This window comes from Pseudomonas sp. NPDC088414 (assembly GCF_044753325.1).
GTDB lineage: Bacteria > Pseudomonadota > Gammaproteobacteria > Pseudomonadales > Pseudomonadaceae > Aquipseudomonas.
In genome coordinates this window covers 58,708-80,777 of the sequence record NZ_JBIVMY010000009.1, presented here as the reverse complement: position 1 = coordinate 80,777, position 22,070 = coordinate 58,708, and the positions used below count along the sequence as shown (strand labels likewise).

Genomic DNA, 22,070 nt, shown 5'->3' with positions numbered 1-22,070 from the left:
TCAAGGGCCAAAGCCCCCCCAAACCCCCCGTGCTATTGGAGGGGTGAAACGGTGTTTCTGTCAGGGTTGTGCAGGGCCTTGAAAACTTGCCCTCACCCCCCGCCCTCTCCCGGAGGGAGAGGGAGCCTGATCTCCATGGTTTTCAGAAGAGGAGATCGGCCCGGTATTTCTGTGCAGCCTGATCTCGGTTGTTTTTCAACACCTGAGATCAACTCGGTATTTCTGCGCAGCCTGATCTCGATTGTTTTTCAACACCTGAGATCGACTCGATGTATCAGGTCGGCGGATTTCTCAAAAAACACCTCGGTCAGTCCCCTCTCCCTCCGGGAGAGGGTTAGGGTGAGGGGCTTTTGCTGTTCGCCTTTCATGAACCCTTGTTGCCCTTCTCGTGCGACGGGTCGTAGACCTTGGTCAGGTCGCCACCCAGGCGGAAGGTCTTGAACGGTTGCATGCCGTGCTTCTTCTCGATCACATCCGCCGGGCAGGTGTAGAGGGTGCAGAACGGTTCGAGCCAGGCGAATTTCATGTCCTCTTTCAAGTCGGTCATGTCCTGCTCTTTGCCGTTCTTCTTCTCGAACTGGTCCGGGTCTTTCACCCCGGCCAGCACCCGGTCACCCAGACGCTTGAGCGCGCTGTTGTTTTCCTGACGCAGATCGACACCGTTGACCTGGGCGAAACTGGCGATCATCGCCAGTGGCGGCAGGGCGTAGTTGTGATAGGCGAGGGCGCGTTGCTGGCGCTTGAGTTCGTTAGGCAGGAAGCCGTCGGCGTCGATTTGATTGACCCCGACCTTGTATTCCTTCACTGCCCAATCAAACAGGTCGCGGCGGTTGGTGGCGACGGCGGTAGCCATCACCGACCATGCGGCCCAGTACGAGTGGTTGTTGGTTTTTTCCAGCGGCAGGTTGTCCCAGTCGCTGACCACCTGATCGGCCATCTTGCTGAACCACGCCTCGATCTGCTGCGCTTCTTGCTGATGCGTGGCCAGCGGATGCGAATCGGAGAACTTCAGGCGAATGTACGATGAGGCCATGCTGCCCAGCGCCCATTTGCGCATCGACTTGCCGGTGTGGTTGAAGTCTTTCGACATCAACGCATCGGCCTTGGCCCATGCAGTCAACCAGTTCAGCGTGCAGTCGAGCTGCTCCGGACGACCGTCGCGCATGAACTGCATGACGCGTTTGGCGGTGCCGCGCTCCAGGGTGGTGATGTCCTTGGTGGTGTCGCGGAAGGCTTTTTCCGACTGCACGTTCAGGGTCGCGCGGGCCTTGTCCGAGCCTTCGTACTTGCTGCGAAATTGCAGCGGCCCGGTGTACGGCGCCGGCATCGCGTCGCAGCCTTCGCTGTTGTCGCCGGTCTTGAATTTATCCACCGGCGCAAAGTAGCCCTGCGGCGGCCGCAGTGGCGCGGCGGCCTGAGTGGCCCCGGCGAACATCGCCAGGGTCAGCAGGGATGGCGCAAGCAAGTGTTTGATCGTTCGATTTCGCATAGCAGACCTCATTGCCCGAGCTGAGCGGTTTGTGGCCCAGCGCCCGGGAATACGTTGCGTTTGCAGATTTTCGCTTCGACTTTTTGTGGCGCGGTGCCCGCTTCCGGGCCCTGGACTTCGACTGCCAGCAGGTTTTGCGAGGCCCAGTCTTCGTCCGTGCGCAACTCAAAGGCGAAACGACCGTCGGTGTCGGAGGTTTCCGGTTTCTCGATCTTGATGTCCTCGTGGCGACCGTTCATGTACCAGAGGGTGGCTTGCAGGGTTTTCACCGAGGTGTCTGCTATGCGTATGTCGACCTGATGGCTGCTGTTCTGCAGATTCAGGTTCTTGCTGTTGACCAGCAGTTCCTGTTTGCCGCCAGGCTTGAGCGTGGTGCTGGCGGACATTTGCGTGTCTTTGCCTTCGCAGCCGTTGTCGAGCAGCGACATCATCTGGCGGTAGATGGTTTCCTGGTCGAGGCGGTACAGCGGCGAGAATTCCCAGATCAGAATCTTCGGCGGAGTCTTCTGGAATTCGTCGCTACCGAGGTACTGCAGCATCGAACCTTCCAGACCACCGCCGGGGAAGGCGACGTTGAGAATGTCAGCGCCAATGGCCTCTTCGAGGAAGCCGGCGAAGTTGTAGTTCTTGCCGCTGTGCGAAGTACCGACGAGGGTGATTTGCGGGTTGCCGGAATCACCGAACAGGTCGCCGTCACCGGCCTCGCCTTTCGGCTCGGTGGTGAACTGGTCCATGTACTGGATCGCGTAACTGGTGCCGCACAGTTGCCCGGCCATGTTGTGCAGGGTGCCGGTCTTGCCCATGCGCCCGGTGCGCTTGGTCTCGAATTCACGCTTGGGAATGTCGGCGAAGGCCGGGATCTGCTTGACCTTCTCGGCCACGATTTTCGCCGTGCGCTGCGCGCCGTACGGGGTCCAGTGCTGGTCGCCGCGGAAGTAGAAATCGTGGGCGGGCAGGGTGTCCGGCAGCGATTCGTTGGTCAGCGGCGAGAGGTCCGGCACCACGTAACCCATCTGCGCGAAACGGCCGAGCATGGTCTTGTAGTTGCCCAGCGCTTTCTCGTAATCGAACGCGGCTTTTTCCTGCGGGTTGAGCTTGTTGCGGTTCACCAGGCCACGGGTCGGCTGGTAGACGATCACCAGTTCGACGCCTTTGGCCTTGAACGCATCGTGCAGCTGTTGCAGGCGTTTGTAGCCGGCCGGGGTGGTGTTGAACTCGGTGCGCAAATCTTCCTGGGTACGGAACAGCCAGTCGCCCTGCGCCTGCACCAGGGTGGTGAAGTTCTGCTGGTAGCGCGTGGTGTAGTTCTTCGCGTCATGGGCGGCCGGGCACAGGTTGCAGCACGGTTCGGCGCTGAATTTTGGCGGGGTGGCGCCCGCCGTGTCATCGGCGCGGGCAGCATTGCTGGCCGCCAGAATGCCCACGGTCAGGGCCGACAGGCTGAGTAATTTGATCAAGTGTGGGTGCATAAAATTATCCTCAGTCCTGCAATTCGGTCTGGCGTTCGACAGGGTCGATCAGCACGGCTTTCTGCTGGCGTACCAGCAGGTCGAGAATTTCATCCTGGCGCTCGCCGAGGATGCCGTTGAAGCTGATGCCGCTGGATTTGGTCGGCGCCAGCATCGATACCCGATACAGCTCGACGCTCAACGGCGAGTCGATGGCCATCGGCCCGCTGCCGTTGGCCGCCAGTTCACCGCCGACCACGATCAGCGAGACTTGCGCGTCGAACGGGTCGAGCTTGATGTCCCGGTCGGTGTCGGTCAGGTCCTTGATGTGGCCGTAGACGCCGGTCAGGCCGTTGGCCATGGCGACGTTTTCGTAGAGGCGGATGTTCACGCTGTTACGAATGCGGATGCCGTGGCGTTTGTTGCTGATGACCTTGTTGCCCCACAGCAGGTTGTCGGCGGACTCGTAAAGCGTGATGCCGTCGGTGTGGTTCTTGTAGATCTCGTTGTAGGCAATGATGTTGTTGACGCTGTTACGGTCGATCACCAGGCCCGAGAGGTGGTTGTCGTAGCTCTTGTTGTTGAAGATGAAGCTGTCGTTCACTTCACGGGAAATGATGATGCCGTGCTTCTTCTTCGTACCGTGGACGGTGTTCTCGGCAATGATCAGACCGTGGGAACGGTCGTGCGGGTCGATGCCGTAGACGATGTTGTCCTTGTAGGTGTTGCCCTTGACCACGAAGTCGCGGGTCTCGTAGCAGTAGAAGCCGTACCACATGTCCGAGAACTCGGAGCCGACGATCCAGCCGGTCGGCTCGGGACGCTTGAGCACTTTGGCCATGTTCGGCGTGTACTGGGAAATACTCACCCCGTACGACTTACTGTTGGCGTAGCCGAAACTGGCCATCTTGCTGTTGACGATGTAGGTCTCGGTGCCGCCCCAGGCCAGCAGAAACGGACGGAATTCCTTCGGCGAACGGAAGGTTGCCGGGCCGTTGTCCTTCTCGCGCCAGCCGGTGACTTTGGTGTCACGCACGAACAGCTGACCGTCGTTGACCAGGAACGAACCGGCCTCTTGCGACAGACGCAACTCCTGGGTCTGGCCGTCGATTTCGAGGATGCCTTTACGGCCGACCACGATCGGCAGCTTCGCCAGGTACACGCCCGGCGAGGTCTCGCTGAAGTACTGCTTGGGCAGCTTCTGCGCCAGATCCTTGAGGTTCAGGTAACCGTCGTCGACGAAGATCGCCTGCGGGATGCCGTGCTGACGCACCACCCATTCGGCCATCTTGTTGTCGCCGCCGATGAAGTCCTTCAGGGCGTCTTCCTGCATCATCCGGCGCACGCTGATCTTGCCCGGTTTGCTGCGATTGATCTTCGCGGCAGCGGCTTCGGCGGTGAAGCCGGACAGGTCGGGCAGTTTCGGCTTGGCCAGTTCCAGCGCCTCGGTCGGCGCGCTGCTGACGGTGTAGGTCTTGGCTTGTTGCAGCTCTTTGGCGGTGGTCACCGGCTTGGCCGGTTCCACCGTGGCGAACGCGCCAGCGGAGGCCAGCAGCATGGCGCCGGCCAACAGGCTGAGCGAGCCTTTCCTTGCATGGTGCATGTCGGGCACTCCCTTGGCGGTTTGCATCAGAAGCGCCAGATCACGTCGATGAACGCGCGGTGCATGTACGAATCGACCTGGCTGCCATAGGCATCACCGGGCTTGAACACACCGCCACGGAAGCGCACCAGCGCCGACGGTTCGTCGATCGACTGGCTCAGGGCTGCCGGCAGCAAGCCTTGCTTGAAGTACTTGGTCACCACCAGGTCCATTTCCTGACCCAGATCCTTGTTGCCATCCTGCAGTGGCAGCGAGGTGCTGGAGAGGATTGCGCCGGTGACGTCGTCGGTGTTGTTTTCCACGGCGTTGATGCCGTTGCTGCCTACCGGTTTGTTGCCGTCCACGCGCCAGAACTTGTGGTAGATCAGGCTGGCGTCGTACTGGTCGTTGAGCATCCACGAACCGAACAGGGTGGCGGTCTGCATGTTGTTCATTTCGCCACGGAACGCTTCGCCGAAACGGTGCACGCGCGAGCGGGTACCGGTGTAGTTGGAGCGGTTGCTCTCCAGACCGTTCTGCTGGTAATCGGCGCTGGCGCGGGCGTAGGCCGCACCGACCTGCCACTGCGGATCGAGGCGCAGACGCACGCCAAGGTCGGTGGCCCAGCCGTTGATGTCATCACTGCGCTTGGCTTGTGCCGGACGGCTGCCATCGGCGTTCAGCGGATTGACCGAATCGAGGTCGCCGCTCATGCCGGTGATGCTGCCCCAGTAGTTGACGGTGTTGGTGTTGCGCCAGTTGTAGGCATCGCTGTCAGCAGTCAGACCGAGCCAGCTGATGTCGCCGTTCTGGGTTTTGTCGAGGGTGTCGCGGGGCACGCCCGGTTCGGCGTAATCGAGCTTGCCGTTGTCGTGGGTGTGATGACCGCGAATGCCGACCCAGTTACCCGGTGTCCACTGGTAGGCGGCATCGGCGTAGGCGTGCAGGCGATCCTTGTCTTTCGGCGCGAGCTCTTTGAGGTCAGTGCGGTATTCGCTGAAGCGTTCGGCGACACCGACGTTGGCGCGCAACAGGGTGGTGTCGAAGGTCCAGTTCAGCGCTTCGATGTTGGTGTCGCGCCATTGCCCGTCGTCATTGCGCAGACGCTGGCGACCGAACTTGAGCATCTCGCCCGGGTACGGCGTGAAGCCGCTGTAGCCGACCCAGAATTCGCGCATCGCCAGGTAGTTTTTCTTGGTTTTGCGGTCGCTGTTGTCGGTGGTTTGCTCACCGTCGGACTGCTGCAGGGTGTCGGTCTCGATGATGTCGGTCGAGGTCACGGCCTGACCCATGGCGTAGGCACTCCACGCGCCGCTTTCGCCGTAGATCCAAGGACGCAGGTCGAGGCCCACACCGTTGACGTCGCCGCCGCTGGCGGTGCCGAGGTCGCGGTCGTCTTCGGACTGGCCGGTGATTTTCACTTCCAGGCCGAAGTTTTTGGTTTCAGTGATCGCGGCCAGTGTCGGGCAAGACCAGATCAGCGCGAACGTGAGGCCAATGCCGGCCTTCACAAAGGGATTCAACTTCATAGGGATTCCTCGCCGTCTTCTTCTTGCAGGGCGTGCAGTTGCAGCGTGTTCTGGTTCAGGGCGCCACGGCTGGCCTGTTCCTGTTGCAGCAGGCGCTGGGCTTCGGCCAGACGCTCGGGCGGCAATTGCGCGGCCAGGGTGGTCGCCAGTTCATCGGCTTGCGGGGTGTTCTGCGCCTTGGCCAATTGGCTGAATACGTAGGCGTTGAGCGGGTCGGGTTTGGTGCCCTTGCCTTGGGAAAACAGTTGGGCGATGGCGAAATCGGCGCTGTTCTGGCCGTTGCGCGCGGCGGTCAGCAGATGGTCGAGAGCCTTCTGCGGATAGACCTTGCCCAGGTAACCACGGCGATAGATCTGGCCGAGGTAGTAGTCGGCGGCGACTTCGCGGCCGACGGCTTTCTGGAAGTGTTCTTCGGCGACTTTCGCGTCGGCCGGCACCAGTTTGCCTTCGTAGTAGAGCTTGCCCAGCAACAGTTCGGCGCGCGGCTGGTCGGCCGCGCGGCCGTTGTCCAGGTACTTCATCATCTGCTCGACGTCGCCCAGTTCCGGGAAGTCGTAAAGCAGTTGCGCGAGGGTCACCCACGACGCCGGGTAGCCCGGGGCGATCGGTTCGAGCAGCGACTGCGCGGTTTTCTCGTCGGTCTTGCCGAGGGTCGAATCGGCCAGCACGCGGGCCACCGAATCGACGCGCTGCGCGCTGACCGTGCCACGGCTGTAACCGGCCTGCATCTGCTTGATCAGCTCGGCCTGTTGCTCCGGCTGGGCACGTTTCTGATAGACCGTGGCCAGTTCGACGTAGCAGATGTCGGTGGTGTTGAGCGCGGCTTTGCAGATCTTTTCCACGTCATCCAGATGCTGGTCGTAAGTGCCTTGGGTGCGATACAGCAGCACCTGCGCCAGACCCGCTTCCGGGTAGCCGGATTTGCGCCACTGATCGATCTGCTGCTGCGCGTTGATGTTCGGGAAGCTGTGCGGGTATTGCAGGTACAGCATCGCCAGCGGGATCAGCGTGTTGCCTTCGCCATTGGCGGCGGCTTTTTTCAACAGGCTTTCGGCTTCGTGGTGCTCGGCTTCGGTGGAACCCGGTTTGGCTACCAGCAGGCGACCGAGACGGGCCTGAGCCCGTGGCGACACGTCGGCGGCGGCGCGGTAGGTCGCCTCGGCCTGTTTGATCTGCTCGGGGTCGCGGCTGTCGACCTGGATATCGGCCAGACCGACTTGCGCCTCGCTGTAACCCAGATCCGCCAGCGCACGGTAGTTCTGCGCGGCGGTGGCGGTGTCGCCACGCTTGAGCGCTTCGTTGGCCAGACGCTGGTCGGGCAGGCCGGCGCATCCGGCGAGGCTGACGGCCAATGCCAGCGAGCACACCATGTGACCTTTGTGGGAGCTGGCTTGCCAGCGATTCAGGCGGCTCGGTGTGTCAGACAGACCGCGTTGATCCAATCGCTGGCAAGCCAGCTCCCACAGGGATCGCGGTGTTTTCAGGAGACTGATGATGGTCACAGGCATGTCCTCGACTTAAAGACCGGCAGCCATGGCTTTGTCGATCAGCCAGTTCAGGTTCGGGCCACGGTCGCTGTTCACTTCCACCGGGCGCCCGGCGAAGCTGCTGTCCAGCGGTTCGTCCGGCTGGATCTGCACGCGGATGTCGGAGGACAGGTCGGCGCTTTTCAGGCTGGTGCTGCTGACGATCTTGCCGGTGCGGGTCTGGTCTTCGCCGGCGATCTGGAAGCTCACTGGCGTACCCGGACGCACGTCGCCGAACTGGCGATAGGAGAAGCGTGCATCGACGGTGGCCTGTGTATTGCGCGGTACCAGAGTGAAGATCACGTCGCCCTTGCTCGCGTACTGACCGTCAGCCACCAGTTGCTGGGCCACGGTGCAATCGCACGGCGAGGTCAGGGTGCCGGTCATTTGTTTGCCGAACAGTTCTTCGACCTTGGCCGGTTGCAACTGGTCTTCGTCCAGATGGCCCTTGAGTACGTCGAGCATGCTGGTGCTGAAGGTCGCCAGCGGCGCGCCTTTGGCGGCCACGCCGTCAGACTTGACCAGGCTCTGCACGGTACCGTCACGCGGCATGGTGATGTTCATCCCCGGCACGCTGACCAGACCTGCTTGCGCATGGCTGACGAAGTACATGCCGTACACCGACTTGAAGACGAAACCGAACGCGACCAGACCGATGGCGAAAATGCCGGCGCTGAAGGTCACCGCTTTTAGCCGCCCGAACGGGGTCATGCCGCTGCCGCCGTCCTTGACCTTGCGCGCCTTGGTGAAGTTGTCGCGCTGCAGGGTCGCCAGCACTTCACCCATGCTGACGATGTCGCCGGCTAGGTGCGAAGTGATCAGGTGACGCAAGGTCGAGATGTCCTGCGGCTCCAGGTTCTGGAACTGGCAACCGGCGCGGCCGCTCTGGCGGTCGTAGGAGCGCACTTGCAGTTCGACGTCCATGGCCAGGCCGAGGTTGTCGATGACGAATTGCAGGCGTGCCTTGTACACCTCGCCGAGGGTCAGCGGCAGTTGCCCGGCGTTGAACGCCAGACCCCCGGCGGACAGGTCCAGGACCCGCGCTTCGACCGGCGTCCGGTCCGGGCCGAAGAAGCGCAGTTTGGCCGGGATTTTCACTCGGGCGTGCTGACGCTGGGCTTCGGATTCATGCACTACGTTGGCGTTGACGGCGGTATTCATGGGGGCAATTTCCTTGTTAATTCAATAGGGGCAGGTCAGACCATCATCAGCAGCACGGCGACGAAAATGCTGCCGGAGGAGAAGGTCATGTTCAGATACGACCAGGTGTTGAACCAACGTTGAAAGCTGGCGAGATCACGGGTCAGGGAAGTGGGTTGGCGCGTCCAGGATTGCTGGTCGAGGCGGAAGAACACGTAGATCTTCACCAGCGCACCGACGATCTGGTTGTAATACAGAATCACGGGATAGGCCGGGCCGATCCGGTGACCGGAGCACGACAGCAACAGGGTCAGAATCAGGCGGGTGATGCCGATCCACAGCAGGTAGGCGAGGATGAACGCGCCGCCGTACTTGAAGCTGGCGATGATCGCCACGGTCAGGCCCAGCAGCGAGGTCCACATCGACACGCGCTGGTCGAACAGCACCACCGAGGTGAAGGCGCCGAGGCGTTTCACACCCAGGCCCAGCGCTCGCGAGTTCTGGCGCAGGTTGTTGCCGTACCAGCGGAACATCAGCTTGCGGCTGGCCTTGATGAAGCTCTTTTCCGGCGGGTGCTCAACGGTGTTGATCGCGGCGTCCGGTACGTAAAAGGTGTCGTAGCCCAGGCGCATCAGGCTGAACCAGCTCGACTTGTCGTCGCCGGTGAGGAACTTGAAACGGCCCAGGCGCCAGTGTTGCAGCGAGTCGCTTTCGACGTCGGCGATGAATTCCGGGTCGGTCACCACGGTGGCGCGGAACACCGACATGCGCCCGGTCATGGTCAGCACGCGCTTGGACAGGGCCATCGAGCACATGTTGATGTGGCGCTGGGCGAAACGCAGCTTGTGCCATTCGCTCATGATGTAGCCGCCGCGCACTTCGCAGAATTCGTTGGTGGTCAGGCCGCCGACATTGCCGAACAGCTGGAACCACGGCACGGTCTTGCGCACGGTGCCTTCGCCGAGCACGGTGTCGCCGTCGATCACCGCCACCACAGCGCGGTCGTCCGGCAGGTGGCGGGAGATCGCGCGGAAACCGTAGGCCAGGCCATCACGCTTGCCGGTGCCGGGAATGCGCACGAAGTCGAGCTTCACCCGGTCTGGCGGATTCATCCGCGCCCACAGCGCCTTGACCAGCAGCTCATCGGACATTTCCACGATCGAGCAGACCACGGTGGTCGGCAGTTCGCAGTCGATTGCTTCGCGGATCACCGAGCTGTAGACCTGCGCAGTGGTCAGCGCGTCGATACGGAAACTGGTGACCATCAGAAACACATGCGACGGATCCGCCGCCTTACCCAGCTTGCGCACTTTGCGGCGCAGGTGCGGGTAAACGATGTAGAGAAAAATCATGCCGCGCACAAAGTGCGTTGCACCCATCGAGTAGCGCCAGATACCCACGGCGCCAATCAGGAAAATAAAGTCCTTCGACTCGGAGTCGAACGTGGACGTGGGCAGCATCAAGGCCAGGCCCAACAACAGGCTTAGAAACAAAAGCCAGCCGGCGGATTGCAGAAAGAAATGTTTGAGCTTGGTCATCGACGTCATCCAAGGTAAGAGAGGCTTCGAGCTGCAAGCCTCAAGCTGCAAGCGAAACGCTTTGCTTGCAGCTCGAGGCTTGTCGCTTGGCGCTGCTTTACCAGCAGATACCTTCGGTGCGAGTACCCGGGTTGGTGGCTTTGGCCATGAAGCCGACCAGGTCGATGACCTGTTTGCCTTGCGGTGCTTCCTGGGCCAGCGAGCGGAATTTCTCGTCGCGGTTTCCGAGGATGATCACGTCGGAGTTGTCGATCACCGAATCGAAGTCCGAGTTGAGCAGGGACGACACGTGCGGGATCTTCGACTCGATGTAGTCCTTGTTCGCGCCGTGAACACGGGCGTACTCGACGTTGCTGTCGTAGATGCTCAGGTCGTAGCCCTTGCCGATCAGCATTTCGGCCAGTTCCACCAGCGGACTTTCGCGCAGGTCGTCGGTACCGGCCTTGAAGCTCAGACCGAGCAGGGCGACTTTGCGTTTGTCGTGGCTTTCAACGATGTCGAAGGCGTTCTGCACTTGCGATTCGTTGCTGCGCATCAGCGAGTTGAGCAGCGGCGCTTCGACGTCCAGGGAACCGGCGCGGTAGGTCAGGGCGCGCACGTCTTTGGGCAGGCACGAACCGCCGAAGGCGAAGCCCGGGCGCATGTAGTACTGGGACAGGTTGAGGGTCTTGTCCTGGCAGACCACGTCCATCACTTCACGGCCATCGACGCCGACTGCTTTGGCGATGTTGCCGATCTCGTTGGCGAAGGTCACTTTGGTCGCGTGCCAGACGTTGCAGGTGTACTTGATCATCTCGGCGACGGCGATGTCCTTGCGGATGATCGGCGCGTCGAGCTCTTCGTACAGCGATTGCAGAACGTCGCCCGAGGCCTTGTCGAACTCGCCGATGACGGTCATCGGTGGCAGGTCGTAGTCCTTGATCGCGGTGGATTCACGCAGGAATTCCGGGTTGACCGCGACGCCGAAATCGACACCGGCCTTTTTGCCCGAGCAGTCTTCGAGAATCGGAATCACCACATTGGCGACGGTGCCCGGCAACACGGTGCTGCGCACCACGATGGTGTGGCGGGTGGTCTTTTCACGCAGCACGAAACCGATCTCGCGGCACACAGCCTCGATGTAGTTCAGTTCCAGATCGCCGTTCTTCTTGCTCGGCGTACCGACGCAGATCATCGACAGGTCGGTGTCACGGATCGCCTCGGCGAAGTTGGTCGTACCGCGCAGACGACCGGTCTCGATACCTTGAGCCAGAAGTTCGCCCAGACCCGGTTCCACAATCGGCGACTTGCCGGCGTTGATCATGTCGATCTTGTCTTTGGCAACATCGACGCCAACCACGTCATGGCCCCGTGCAGACAGGCAACCGGCACACACTGCGCCAACGTAACCCAAACCAAATATGCTGATGCGCATCGCAATTACCTCTGTGTTTTATCAAGCCATTAGATGGCCGGAGTTAATGGTGTTCAGCGGTCATAGTGCACTCGAAAGTGCGGCATACAGGCGCCACAATGCCGTGTGCAGGCATACTAAGTTCCGAGTGTCTAAATAAGTGCACTCAAGATGTGCGCAACTAGGCCTTAGTTGTTATGACTTGCCCTGTTATGCAGCGGATCTTCTTGCTGGAAGACTCTTGTGCATGTGTTCAGTCCACCTGATGTCGGACGAAAGGCCCGTAGATCAAGCGGTTGGGTGCTCAGGCGAGCACAATTACAGGGGCGCAGCCTTGGCCTTGTAGAGGATGTTTATGGTGCGTATCACCTATCCATCGTTAGTTGATCAGATGAGTGAACCATCTAGGCAAGTTGCTGTGACAACTTGGTTACATGGTTCTCCGCTCTGCGTAAGTTATCTCGTACAAACTCGGCGAGAATCGTTACCGGTGGTATGAGCTATGCATTTGGACATAGTTCCTACCCGCTCATCGCGAAATCTGAAATTTTTTGAAATATTGCCAAAGATGGCACTGGTCTCAATTTGATAGCACTTTCGATTTGGGCCTTTGTTAATCGGTGCGTAATCGAGCTAGATAGTTTTGTGCCACTACCGTAAAAAAATTTACGTGCCACTACTGAAAAAAAGTGCGGCTGTCGAGTGAAACTAAAATTAGAATTGGGCAGGACGATTTTATGGCGCCAATAAAACGGCGAAATGTTGCGAGGGATTTTTGACGTCGTGCGAGCTGCACGACTCTTTATAGAAAGAGTCGTGCAATGGGCATGCTTTATTCCGGGGCGTGGTCGCGCAAAAACACCAGATTGTCCGGTTTAGATTGCTCGGCGCTGTAGCGATAACCCTGCACATCGAACTGCTTGAGCAGGGCAGGATCGCTGATTTTTTCCTGAATCACGAAACGGCTCATCAGGCCGCGGGCCTTCTTCGCGTAGAAGCTGATGATCTTGTACTGACCGTTCTTCAGATCCTTGAAATCAGTGTTGATGATCCGCGCGTTCAGTGCGCTGCGCTTGACCGCCGAGAAGTACTCGTTGGAGGCCAGGTTCAGCAGCACGTCATCGCCTTGTTCGGCCAGCGCTTCGTTGAGCCATTCGCTGATGCGCGTGCCCCAGAACGCGTACAGATCCTTGCCACGGGCGTTGGCCAGTTTGGTGCCCATTTCCAGACGATACGGCTGCATCAGATCCAGTGGACGCAGCAGGCCATAAAGGCCGGAGAGCATGCGCAGGTGCTTTTGCGCGTAGTCGAACTGGGCTTCGCTGAACGATTGCGCGTCAAGCCCGGTGTACACGTCACCCTTGAACGCGAGCAGGGCCTGCTTGGCGTTTTCCGGGGTGAAGGCGGGCGTCCAGCTGCCGAAACGTGCGGCGTTGAGGCCGCCGATCTTGTCGGACACGTGCATCAGTTCGCTGATCTGTGCCGGGCTCAGTTCGCGCAGTTGCTGGATCAGCTCCTGGGAATGGTCGAGGTATTGCGGCTGGGTAAAGCGCTGGGTCGCCGGCGGTGTTTCATAATCGAGGGTCTTGGCGGGGGAAATCACCATCAGCATGAAGTCGTCTCCTTTAATCGTGGGGGCGATTCTAGGGGGTTGGCCGGGTTGACTCCAGCTATCAAGCCCATAGGTGATCGACGGCAAAATATTCGAAACGGCTGGCAAATCTTTCTGTGGCGAGGGAGCTTGCTCCCGCTCGAGCGCGCAGCGGTCGTAAAAACCGGTATCTCCAATCCTCGTGCTGGAATGCGCTCGATGTTTTTTGGGACTGCTGCGCAACCCAGCGGGAGCAAGCTCCCTCGCCACAGAATGCGTCATCCCTCAGGAGGAGTGGGGAGCATTTCAGCTATAGTGCCGCGCGGGTTTGGTAATGGAGACACCCCTTTGCGCATTGTTCTTTTATTCACCGCGTGGCTGTTGAGCTTCGGGGCCATGGCGGCGCCGGGTGATGTGGCGACGCTGGATCGCAGCACCTGGCCTGAACAACTGAGCAGCCCGACGCTGTTCGACGTCGCCTCGCGCGCGGAAATCCTCATGTTCGCCCGTGGGCTGCTGGGCACCGAAGCGCTGGACGAGGCTGCGCTGGCCCAGCGTCTGGGGCTGCGCACGATCAACGTCGACGCGATCAGCCGCCTGCGGCAGCGGCTTTGGGAACGTCTGTTGGCCAACTACAACTTCGCCCAGCAGAGCTGCGATCAGGACGCCTCGTTCTGCTTCCTTGTCGAAGACCTGCCGACCCTGCGCGAGCAGGCCGCCAAGTTCGTGGTCAGCGACGACAGCTATTACACCAAGTGGGCCGAGCCGAGCCGGCTGTTTCATCTGCAGTACCTGGACGAGCTGATGCGCAAGGCCGCGCTGTCGCCGCAGACCAGCAGCGAAGTCGATCGTTTTGGCGACTACGAGCGCGGTGGCGACGAGATGCACGACCGGCTGTTTCTGCTGAGTTTCGACAGCGCCGCCAATCTGCAACCGGACAACACAGACTGGATTGCCGACTACCTTCGCAAATCCAGCCTCAGCGGCACGTTCTTTCTGTTGGGCAAGGATGTGCAGGCGCGGCTGGCGGATCGCTCGGTGAGCAACCTGCAATCGGAGTTCTCGAAACAGTGCGTCGGCGTGCAGGGTTGGGAGTTCCGTTCCCACAGCCATTGGCAGGACTGGCAGGACTCGGTGCGCCGCAGCGCCGATCTGGTGAAGAACAAGTTGCCGGAAAACTACGTGCCGCTGTTCCGTCCGCCGGAGGGTCAGCGCCGCCCTGATGCCGGCAGCTTCTTCCGCAATCAGGGCCTGCAAGTGGCGCTGTGGGATATCGATGCCCAGGACGGCGCCGGCAAGCTCAAGGGCGCACAGAGCGCGCAGCGGGTGCTGACCCTGATGCTCTTGTGGCGTCACGGAGTGATCAATTTCAACATGAAACAGGACGCGGTGAAGACCGCGTTGCCGTGGCTGATCACGCAAACTGCGCAAAGCGGCATCGGCTTTGAAGATTGTCAGGACGGGTTTCGCTGACAAACGGAAAAAGCCCGGAAATATTGGGCTTGGGGTGATTTTTCTAGAGAATTCGATGCAGGCGGACTTCCGACTTTAGCGGGGTCTGGACGGTCAGCCAAGGGCTTTTCGTCACTCTGCAAAATAAACTTAAAAAAACCGTCAAAGTGCTTTTTTATGTCATGGGTTTTGGAGTATTACGAAGACAGACCGCCGAAACCTGCAACACAGGTGGCGTCTTCCAAGACTCCTTTTGTGTGCAGTTCATCCAGGCCCTCGTGGATGAATTCGGCAGTCACTTCGAGGCGCAGCACCGCCCAGGTATTGCGTCGAATGGCTCCCACAAAGGTGACCGAGTATGGATGATCACGGACGTAGCCCTTCTTCCAACCAGCCAATCCTTTATGTACTCGATACCAACGTATTGATTCACGATCCAAATGCCCTGCTGAATTTCGAAGAACACCACGTCGCGATCCCGATGACCGTGCTCGAAGAGCTGGACAAGCTCAAGAGCGGCCATCACAGCGTTGCTGCCGAATGCCGCCAGGCGATCCGGCTGATCGACAAGACCCTGGGCGATGCCTCCCCCGAGGACGTTGAACTGGGTGTGCCGATCCAGCGCGGCAAGGGCGGGCCAAAGGGCTTGCTGTCAATTCTGATGAGCAAACAGGCCGAGTCGAACCTGATTCTGCCCGAGCATCTGAACGACAACAAAATCATCAACCAGTTGATCGACCTGCACACCCGTGATCCGAAGAAGGCCGTGGTGCTGGTTACCAAAGACATCAACATGCGCCTCAAGGCGCGCGCCTGCGGGATCGATGCCGAGGACTACAGCACCGACCAGTTGGTCGATGACGTGTCCCTGCTGCCCAACGGCTACCACAACATGACCGGCTCCTTCTGGGACCGCGTCAGCAAAGTCGAAACCCGTCAGGATCACGGCCGCACCTGGCATCAGGTGCAGTTGATCGACAACCTGCCGGCGGTGCACATCAACGAGTTCATCATTGACGAACAAGGCTTTGTCGGCTGGATCAAGGAAATTCAGGAAGACAGGCTGCTGATCCTCGACTTGCATCAGGAACCGCTGTTGCATCAGGAAGCCTGGGGTCTCAAACCACGGGACATCTACCAGAGTCTGGCGCTGTACGCCTTGCTGGATCCGGACATTCACCTGGTCAACCTTTCGGGTGCAGCGGGTTCCGGTAAAACCATTCTGGCGCTGGCCGCAGCGATTGAGCAGACCATGGTCAGCAAACGCTATCGCCGGATCATCGCGACCCGCAGCGTGCAGGGCCTGGATCAGGAAATCGGCTTCCTGCCCGGCACCGAAGCGGAAAAAATGGAGCCTTGGCTGGGCGCCATCACCGACAACCTCGAAGCCTTGCACATGGATGACGAAAACACCCATGGCAGCGTCGACTACATCCTCAGCAAAGTGCCGTTGCAGTTCAAATCGCTCAACTACATTCGCGGTCGCAGCTTCCAGCAGAGCCTGATCCTGATCGACGAATGCCAGAACCTCACGCCGCACCAGATGAAAACCATCATCACCCGGGCCGGCGCCGGTTCCAAAGTGGTGTGCCTGGGCAACCTGGCACAGATCGACACCCCTTACCTGTCCGCGACCAGCTCCGGGCTGACCTACCTGACCGAACGCTTCAAGGATTTCCCCAACGGTGTGCACATCACCCTGCAAGGGGTGCCACGCTCGATTCTGGCCGAATACGCCGAATCGCATCTGTAATCCTTCAACCAGAACCGGGCGGCCCAAAAGCCGCCCGGTTTTTTTATGGATAGATACACAACCCAATGTGGGAGCGAGCTTGCTCGCGAATGCGGTGTGTCAGTCACCATCGATGTAGCCTGATGCACCGCCTTCGCGAGCAAGCTCGCTCCCACAGGGGCAACGGTGAATTCATAATCAGTGATGCGGAAATTTGACCCGCAGGTTTACAATCCACGCTCCTGATCAGGAGTAATCCCGTGCTGACTCATCTCGATTCCCAAGGTCGCGCCAACATGGTCGACGTCACCGAAAAAGCCGTGACATTCCGTGAGGCGACGGCCCAGGCGCTGGTGCGCATGCTCCCCGAAACCCTGCAGATGATCGTCAGCGGCGGCCATCCCAAGGGCGACGTGTTTGCCGTGGCGCGCATTGCCGGCATTCAGGCGGCGAAGAAAACCAGTGATCTGATTCCGCTGTGCCATCCGCTGATGCTGACCGGGGTCAAGGTCGAACTCAGCGCTGAGGGCGCCGACAGCGTGCGCATCGTCGCCCGCTGCAAACTGTCCGGGCAGACCGGCGTGGAGATGGAGGCGCTGACCGCCGCCAGTGTTGCCGCCCTGACCCTCTACGACATGTGCAAAGCCGTCGATCGCGGCATGACCATCGAAAGCGTGAAACTGCTGGAGAAGGTCGGCGGCAAGAGCGGGCATTTTCAGGCGGAGCAGCCATGAAGCTGACGGTTAAATTCTTTGCCCGTTATCGTGAAGCGCTGGGCGTGGACGCGGTCGAGGTCGAAGGCGATTTCGCCACGGTCGACGCTGTGCGTGCGCTGCTCGCGCAACGTGATGGCGCCGAGGTGCTCAGCGAACAGAACCTGATGTGTGCGCGTAACGAAGACCTGTGCCAGCTCGACGAGCCGGTCAGCGATGGCGACGAAGTGGCGTTTTTCCCCACCGTGACCGGAGGCTGAGCCATGGCGATTCGTGTGCAGTCCACGGCATTCGACCCGGGTGCTGAAGTCAACGCGATGCACGCGGCGAATGTCGGTGTCGGCGCGGTGGTGAGTTTTGTCGGTTATGTGCGCGACTTCAACGACGGGCTGGATGTGGCGGGGATGTTCCTCGAGCACTATCCGGGCATGACCGAAAAAGCCTTGGGCAAGATCGCCGTCGAGGCCGAGCAGCGCTGGCCGCTGCTGAAGCTCGAAGTGCTGCACCGCATCGGCGCGCTGGAGCCGGGCGAGCCGATCGTGTTTGTCGGCGCGGCCAGCGCCCATCGCCAGGCAGCGTTCGACGCCTGCGCCTTTGTCATGGACTACCTGAAAACCCGCGCGCCGTTCTGGAAGAAAGAAAACACCAGCGACGGCCCGCGTTGGGTCGAAGGGCGTGACAGTGATCATGCTGCTGCGGATCGCTGGAAGAAGTAATCTCTGCATCGCCCTTTAGTCAGCCATCGCTGGCAAGCCAGCTCCCACAGTGTTTTGTGTCGTGCACATATTTTATGTACACCACTGAACCGTGTGGGAGCTGGCTTGCCAGCGATGAGGCCATCTGCAACACCACAACCTCTCTTTCCTCTAATTGACGATTTGTACACATCAGTCCAATATGGATTTATAAGTACAAAAAAACCATTTCAGCTCTTTTCTTCTGTCTTGCCAAACCAACAACAACCCGCGAGAGAACGAACATGAAGAAACTCCCCCTGATCACCGGTCTGGCCCTGAGCCTGTTGGCGTGCACCAGCTCGTTTGCCGCCGAGAAAACCCTGCGCATCGGCATCGAGGCCGCTTATCCACCGTTCGCTTCGAAAACCGACAAGGGCGAAATCGTCGGTTTCGACTACGACATCGGTAACGCCCTGTGCGCGCAGATGAAGGTCAAGTGTGTGTGGGTCGAGGGTGAGTTCGATGGCCTGATTCCTTCGTTGAAAGTGAAGAAAATCGACATGGCTTTGTCGTCGATGACCATCAACGAAGACCGCAAGAAGTCGGTGGATTTCACCCACAAGTACTACTTCACCTCGTCGCGGCTGGTGATGAAGGAAGGCGCCACGGTCGATGACCAGTACGCCAGCCTCAAGGGCAAGACCGTCGGTGTGCAGCGCGCCACCACCACCGACCGTTATGCCACCGAGGTCTTTGAACCGAAGGGCATCAACGTCAAGCGCTACGGCAATAACGAAGAAATCTACATGGACCTGGCGGCCGGGCGGCTCGATGCGATTTTTGCCGACACCATCCCGCTGACCGACTTCCTGTCGATGCCGCGCGGCAAGGGCTATGCGTTTGTCGGGCCGGAGCTGAAGGATCCGAAGTACGTGGGCGAGGGCGCGGGGATTGCGGTGCGCAAGGGCAATACCGAGCTGGTCAGCGAGTTGAACACGGCCATCGACGGGATTCGGGCGAGTGGCGAATATCAGAAGATTTCCGAGAAGTACTTCAAGTCCGACATCTACGGCGACTGATAGTCTGCTATCGCTGGCAAGCCAGCTCCCACAGTGATCGAGTCGTGCACAGATTTTGTGTACACCAAAAAAACTGTGGGAGCTGGCTTGCCAGCGATGGGGCCGGAACCGCCAATGCAGATCTTCAGCCCTTCAATTCCTTCAAATGCTTGTACACCGTCGCCCGCCCCATGTTCAGCACATTGGCCACATAGTTCGAGGCGCTCTTGCCCTTGAACGCGCCTTCGGCGTGCAGCGCCAGCACCAGTTCGCGCTTGTGATCGCGGGTCAGCAGATTCAGGCTCAGCTGGCGCTCGCGCAGCCAGGCGTGGAGGAAGGTGTTGATGCGTTCCTGCCAGTCATCGCGAAACAGTGAATCCGGCTGCGGGATCAGCTTGCTCGGCGACAGGAACAGGTCGAGCGCGGCCTTGGCATTCTCGAACAGCGAAATATTCAGATTGATACACAGCACCGCCAGCGGCCGGTCTTCACCGTCGCGCAGTACGGTGCTCAGGCTGCGGATCTTCTGGCCGTCCCAATTGAGCTTTTCGTACGGGCCGATGTTGCGCTCGCTGATCTCCTCGCTGAGCATGTCTTCAAGCGATGAATCGTCGCCGATCTCGCGCTTGGACAGGTTGTTGGCGATGTAGTCGACCTTCTGTGTGCGCAGGTCGTGCAGCACCACTTCGGCGTGGGGAAAGAACAGCGTGGCGATGGCGTCGGCGATGGCACGGAAGTTATCCAGGGCCGGATCGATTTCGGGGGCGGTCATGATTGTGGAGCTCCAGGCGGCGTCAGCGCCCCCGTGCACGGGGGCGCTGCGAGTGTGCCGCAATCCGTTGGGCGCGTCATCCGCAGGGGCCATCAGCGCAGTCGTGAAGGGGAGAGCATGGCGCTCGTCAGGCCGAACTGTTGCAGGTGTTCAGGCAACGCCTGCCCACGCACCAATGCCGCACTGGCCTGACCCATGGCTGGTGAAGTCTGAATGCCGTAACCGCCCTGAGCCGCGACCCAGAACAATCCTGGTACCTGCGGATCGAAACCGCTGAGCAGATCACCGTCGGCGACGAAGCTGCGTAAACCGGCCCAGGTGCGGGTCGGGCGGCGGATGGTCAGGGTCGTGGCTTCTTCGATCTGGTAGATGCCCATGGCGATGTCCAGCTCTTCCGGCTGCACGTCATGCGGTTCGACCGGGTCGGCGTTGGCCGGCGAGCCGAGGAACATCCCGGCGTCGGGCTTCATGTAGAACGATTCGTCGAGGCTGACCAGCATCGGCCAGTGATGAATGTCCACGCCCTCGGGGCCGGCGAAAATGAATGCCGCACGACGTTTAGGTTGCAGACCCAGCGCTGGCGCGCCGGCCAGTGCACCGATCTGGTCGGCCCAGGCGCCGGCGGCGTTGATGATGACCGGCGCGCTGAAGCTCTGACCGTTGGTTTGCACCTGCCAGAGGCCATCGGCGTCGCGCGTCAGACCCAGCACCTCGCAGTCGGTGTGCACTTCGCCATTGTTGCGGCGGATACCGCGCAGGTAACCCTGGTGCAGGGCGTCGGTGTCAATGTCGCTGGCGGTCGGGTCGTAGATCGCGCCGTGGACTTTTTCCCGACGCAGAATCGGCAGACGGGCGCAGGCTTCATCGGCGCTGAGCAACTGCATCTCCGGCACCGTGGCCTTGGCGCTGAGGTACTGGTTGTTCAGTTCGGCGGCATCACCGGTGAAATCCACGGTCATTTCGCCACGCGGCGTGAGCAGCGGATGCTCGCAGAAGCCGCTCGGGGGATGGTCGAAAAACTCGCGGCTGGCCAGGGTCAGCGCGCGCACTTGCGGCGTGCCATAGGCTGCGGTGTACAACGCCGCCGAGCGTCCGGTGGAGTGATAGGCCGGGTGCGACTCACGTTCGAGCACGATCACTTTGGCGTGGGGCGACAGCCAGAAACCGGTGGAAGCGCCGGCAATCCCGCCGCCGATGATGATGAAGTCTGCCTGGCTCATGAAAGTCTCCGGTGTGGACGCAATATCAAGGAGTTCGCGATCTCCTGTAGGAGTGAGCCTGCTCGCGATAGCGCTTTTACATTCAACATTATCGTTGACTGGTATACCGCTATCGCGAGCAGGCTCACTCCTACAGGGGATTTGTGGTGTTAGTTGGTCAAGTGATAAACCGCATTGGCCAACGCGATGTCTTCCAGGCCCAGGCCGATCGAGCGGAAAAACACATGACGGTCGTAACCGGGGCGCGGCACTTTCTCGCTGAGCAGATCGGCAAGGTCACCGACAATCGCAGACTTGTCCCAGCCATGCTGTTCGGTCGCGATCAACATCTCACCCGCCGAACCCGGTGTGGTCAGACGATAGTCACAGAACACCTGCATGTCGCCCAGGCTCTGCGGCGGCACCTCATGGGCACGCGGGGCGTTGGTGCTGATCGAGGTGATCAGCGCTGGTTTGCTCAAGGTGGCCGGGTCGATCACCGGGCCGGCGGATGAGGTGCAAAGCATGATCACGTCGGCCTCGTCGAGGGCGGTTTCGCGTCTGTCGGCAATCTGCACCCCGGGGAATATCTCCTGCAACTGCGCCCGGGTTTCAGCGTCTTCAGACAGGCTCGGCGAATACACGCTGATGCTCTGCCAGTCACGCAGACCTTTCACGTAATGCAGATGCGCCTGAGCGACCTTGCCGCTGCCGATGATCGCCAGTCGCGAGGCATTCAGCGGGGCGAGGGCATCGACCGCCACTGCAGTGGTCGCGGCGGTACGGGCGGTGGTCAGCTCGCCGGCATCGCATAACAGCAGCGGTTGGCCGGTTTTCATCGACATCAATAGTGTCCACGCTGTCACCAGTGCACCTTGCTCGCGGACGATGTACGGCGAGGTTTTCACGCCGTACACGCCGTCCTCGGCCAGCACCCCCAGATAGTTGATGAAGTCGCCGGCGCCTTGCGGAAACTCCACCAGTTGCTGCGCCGGTTGCACGGCGTGACCGGCGGCGAGGTCGCGGAACAGTTTGCGCAGGATCTGCGGCACGTCGATGCGCGCCAGCAGCTCGCGGGCCTGGGTTTGGTCGATCACGCAGGGTGTACTGGACATGTCAGGCTCCACCATCTGGAAATAAACTAATTTGTCTATTATGGACTTTTAGTTTTCTATCGCAAGCACCTGCTGAAACGCCGGGCAAAAAAAAGCGCAGTCCGTCGCCGGCTGCG

At 60.2% G+C, this 22,070-nt stretch carries 18 protein-coding genes; 6 read left to right on the top strand and 12 right to left on the bottom strand.

The genetic code is table 11. The annotated features are described in order from the left end of the window. Positions 1-364: 364 nt before the first annotated feature. The 9 genes from ACIP8I_RS11345 to yaaA form a co-directional block, all read right to left on the bottom strand. Complete coding sequence (locus ACIP8I_RS11345; RefSeq protein WP_400761046.1) at positions 365-1,489, bottom strand: mannuronate-specific alginate lyase; 1,125 nt, start codon at positions 1,487-1,489, stop codon at positions 365-367. Between the two features lie 8 nt (positions 1,490-1,497). Continuing rightward, a complete protein-coding gene (locus ACIP8I_RS11340) occupies positions 1,498-2,958 on the bottom strand; it encodes an alginate O-acetyltransferase (RefSeq protein WP_400761043.1) in 1,461 nt (486 codons plus the stop codon). Between the two features lie 10 nt (positions 2,959-2,968). After that, on the bottom strand, positions 2,969-4,540 hold the full coding sequence (gene algG / locus ACIP8I_RS11335; protein WP_097086741.1) for a mannuronan 5-epimerase AlgG: 1,572 nt from the start codon (positions 4,538-4,540) through the stop codon (positions 2,969-2,971). A 26-nt stretch (positions 4,541-4,566) separates the two neighbouring features. After that, positions 4,567-6,048: an alginate export family protein gene (locus tag ACIP8I_RS11330; RefSeq protein ID WP_400761041.1), complete on the bottom strand. Its 1,482-nt coding sequence runs from the start codon at positions 6,046-6,048 to the stop codon at positions 4,567-4,569. Next, entirely contained in the window at positions 6,045-7,556 is a 1,512-nt protein-coding gene (algK, locus tag ACIP8I_RS11325; RefSeq protein ID WP_400761038.1) for an alginate biosynthesis TPR repeat lipoprotein AlgK, read from the bottom strand. The genes ACIP8I_RS11330 and algK overlap by 4 nt, the downstream gene beginning before the upstream one ends. Before the next feature lie 9 nt (positions 7,557-7,565). After that, positions 7,566-8,735 carry an alginate biosynthesis protein Alg44 gene (locus ACIP8I_RS11320; protein ID WP_098967301.1) on the bottom strand — a complete coding sequence of 390 codons (1,170 nt, stop codon included), beginning with the start codon at positions 8,733-8,735 and terminating at the stop codon, positions 7,566-7,568. Between the two features lie 35 nt (positions 8,736-8,770). Further along, complete coding sequence (gene alg8, locus ACIP8I_RS11315) at positions 8,771-10,252, bottom strand: mannuronan synthase (RefSeq protein WP_400761035.1); 1,482 nt, start codon at positions 10,250-10,252, stop codon at positions 8,771-8,773. A gap of 97 nt (positions 10,253-10,349) precedes the next feature. Further along, positions 10,350-11,666 (bottom strand): nucleotide sugar dehydrogenase, encoded by a 1,317-nt coding sequence (locus tag ACIP8I_RS11310; protein WP_007965217.1) that lies wholly within the window; start codon positions 11,664-11,666, stop codon positions 10,350-10,352. A gap of 811 nt (positions 11,667-12,477) precedes the next feature. Then, complete coding sequence (yaaA, locus tag ACIP8I_RS11305; protein WP_400761033.1) at positions 12,478-13,257, bottom strand: peroxide stress protein YaaA; 780 nt, start codon at positions 13,255-13,257, stop codon at positions 12,478-12,480. A gap of 375 nt (positions 13,258-13,632) precedes the next feature. Between yaaA and ACIP8I_RS11300 the strand changes: the two genes are divergently transcribed. The 6 genes from ACIP8I_RS11300 (at position 13,633) to ACIP8I_RS11275 (ending at position 18,889) form a co-directional block, all read left to right on the top strand. Beyond that, on the top strand, positions 13,633-14,709 hold the full coding sequence (locus ACIP8I_RS11300) for a polysaccharide deacetylase family protein (RefSeq protein WP_400761161.1): 1,077 nt from the start codon (positions 13,633-13,635) through the stop codon (positions 14,707-14,709). Between the two features lie 337 nt (positions 14,710-15,046). Next, entirely contained in the window at positions 15,047-16,441 is a 1,395-nt protein-coding gene (locus ACIP8I_RS11295; RefSeq protein WP_007965210.1) for a PhoH family protein, read from the top strand. Positions 16,442-16,680: 239 nt separating this feature from the next. Beyond that, on the top strand, positions 16,681-17,154 hold the full coding sequence (moaC, locus tag ACIP8I_RS11290; RefSeq protein WP_367083210.1) for a cyclic pyranopterin monophosphate synthase MoaC: 474 nt from the start codon (positions 16,681-16,683) through the stop codon (positions 17,152-17,154). Next, positions 17,151-17,393 carry a molybdopterin converting factor subunit 1 gene (moaD, locus tag ACIP8I_RS11285; protein ID WP_007965206.1) on the top strand — a complete coding sequence of 81 codons (243 nt, stop codon included), beginning with the start codon at positions 17,151-17,153 and terminating at the stop codon, positions 17,391-17,393. The genes moaC and moaD overlap by 4 nt, the downstream gene beginning before the upstream one ends. A 3-nt stretch (positions 17,394-17,396) precedes the next feature. Beyond that, a complete protein-coding gene (gene moaE / locus ACIP8I_RS11280; protein WP_007965204.1) occupies positions 17,397-17,849 on the top strand; it encodes a molybdopterin synthase catalytic subunit MoaE in 453 nt (150 codons plus the stop codon). 263 nt (positions 17,850-18,112) lie between these two features. Then, a complete protein-coding gene (locus tag ACIP8I_RS11275) occupies positions 18,113-18,889 on the top strand; it encodes an ABC transporter substrate-binding protein (RefSeq protein WP_108589921.1) in 777 nt (258 codons plus the stop codon). A 124-nt stretch (positions 18,890-19,013) separates the two neighbouring features. On the opposite strand, the gene ACIP8I_RS11270 is transcribed toward ACIP8I_RS11275, so the two are convergent. From ACIP8I_RS11270 to ACIP8I_RS11260, 3 genes are all read right to left on the bottom strand, one after another. Next, on the bottom strand, positions 19,014-19,640 hold the full coding sequence (locus ACIP8I_RS11270; protein ID WP_400761030.1) for a transcriptional regulator: 627 nt from the start codon (positions 19,638-19,640) through the stop codon (positions 19,014-19,016). 92 nt (positions 19,641-19,732) lie between these two features. Then, complete coding sequence (locus ACIP8I_RS11265) at positions 19,733-20,860, bottom strand: NAD(P)/FAD-dependent oxidoreductase (RefSeq protein ID WP_400761027.1); 1,128 nt, start codon at positions 20,858-20,860, stop codon at positions 19,733-19,735. Positions 20,861-21,009: 149 nt separating this feature from the next. Next, positions 21,010-21,954, bottom strand: a complete 945-nt coding sequence (locus tag ACIP8I_RS11260) for an ornithine cyclodeaminase family protein (protein ID WP_400761025.1) — start codon at positions 21,952-21,954, stop codon at positions 21,010-21,012. Positions 21,955-22,070: the final 116 nt, after the last annotated feature.

Bases quoted from the DNA above. Each gene is read 5' to 3' on its own strand.
- ACIP8I_RS11345 (WP_400761046.1), bottom strand. From the start codon at position 1,489: ATGCGAAATCGAACGATCAAACACTTGCTTGCGCCATCCCTGCTGACC.
- ACIP8I_RS11340 (WP_400761043.1), bottom strand. From the start codon at position 2,958: ATGCACCCACACTTGATCAAATTACTCAGCCTGTCGGCCCTGACCGTG.
- algG (WP_097086741.1), bottom strand. From the start codon at position 4,540: ATGCACCATGCAAGGAAAGGCTCGCTCAGCCTGTTGGCCGGCGCCATG.
- ACIP8I_RS11330 (WP_400761041.1), bottom strand. From the start codon at position 6,048: ATGAAGTTGAATCCCTTTGTGAAGGCCGGCATTGGCCTCACGTTCGCG.
- algK (WP_400761038.1), bottom strand. From the start codon at position 7,556: ATGCCTGTGACCATCATCAGTCTCCTGAAAACACCGCGATCCCTGTGG.
- ACIP8I_RS11320 (WP_098967301.1), bottom strand. From the start codon at position 8,735: ATGAATACCGCCGTCAACGCCAACGTAGTGCATGAATCCGAAGCCCAG.
- alg8 (WP_400761035.1), bottom strand. From the start codon at position 10,252: ATGACCAAGCTCAAACATTTCTTTCTGCAATCCGCCGGCTGGCTTTTG.
- ACIP8I_RS11310 (WP_007965217.1), bottom strand. From the start codon at position 11,666: ATGCGCATCAGCATATTTGGTTTGGGTTACGTTGGCGCAGTGTGTGCC.
- yaaA (WP_400761033.1), bottom strand. From the start codon at position 13,257: ATGCTGATGGTGATTTCCCCCGCCAAGACCCTCGATTATGAAACACCG.
- ACIP8I_RS11300 (WP_400761161.1), top strand. From the start codon at position 13,633: ATGGCGGCGCCGGGTGATGTGGCGACGCTGGATCGCAGCACCTGGCCT.
- ACIP8I_RS11295 (WP_007965210.1), top strand. From the start codon at position 15,047: ATGGATGATCACGGACGTAGCCCTTCTTCCAACCAGCCAATCCTTTAT.
- moaD (WP_007965206.1), top strand. From the start codon at position 17,151: ATGAAGCTGACGGTTAAATTCTTTGCCCGTTATCGTGAAGCGCTGGGC.
- moaE (WP_007965204.1), top strand. From the start codon at position 17,397: ATGGCGATTCGTGTGCAGTCCACGGCATTCGACCCGGGTGCTGAAGTC.
- ACIP8I_RS11275 (WP_108589921.1), top strand. From the start codon at position 18,113: ATGAAGAAACTCCCCCTGATCACCGGTCTGGCCCTGAGCCTGTTGGCG.
- ACIP8I_RS11270 (WP_400761030.1), bottom strand. From the start codon at position 19,640: ATGACCGCCCCCGAAATCGATCCGGCCCTGGATAACTTCCGTGCCATC.
- ACIP8I_RS11265 (WP_400761027.1), bottom strand. From the start codon at position 20,860: ATGAGCCAGGCAGACTTCATCATCATCGGCGGCGGGATTGCCGGCGCT.
- ACIP8I_RS11260 (WP_400761025.1), bottom strand. From the start codon at position 21,954: ATGTCCAGTACACCCTGCGTGATCGACCAAACCCAGGCCCGCGAGCTG.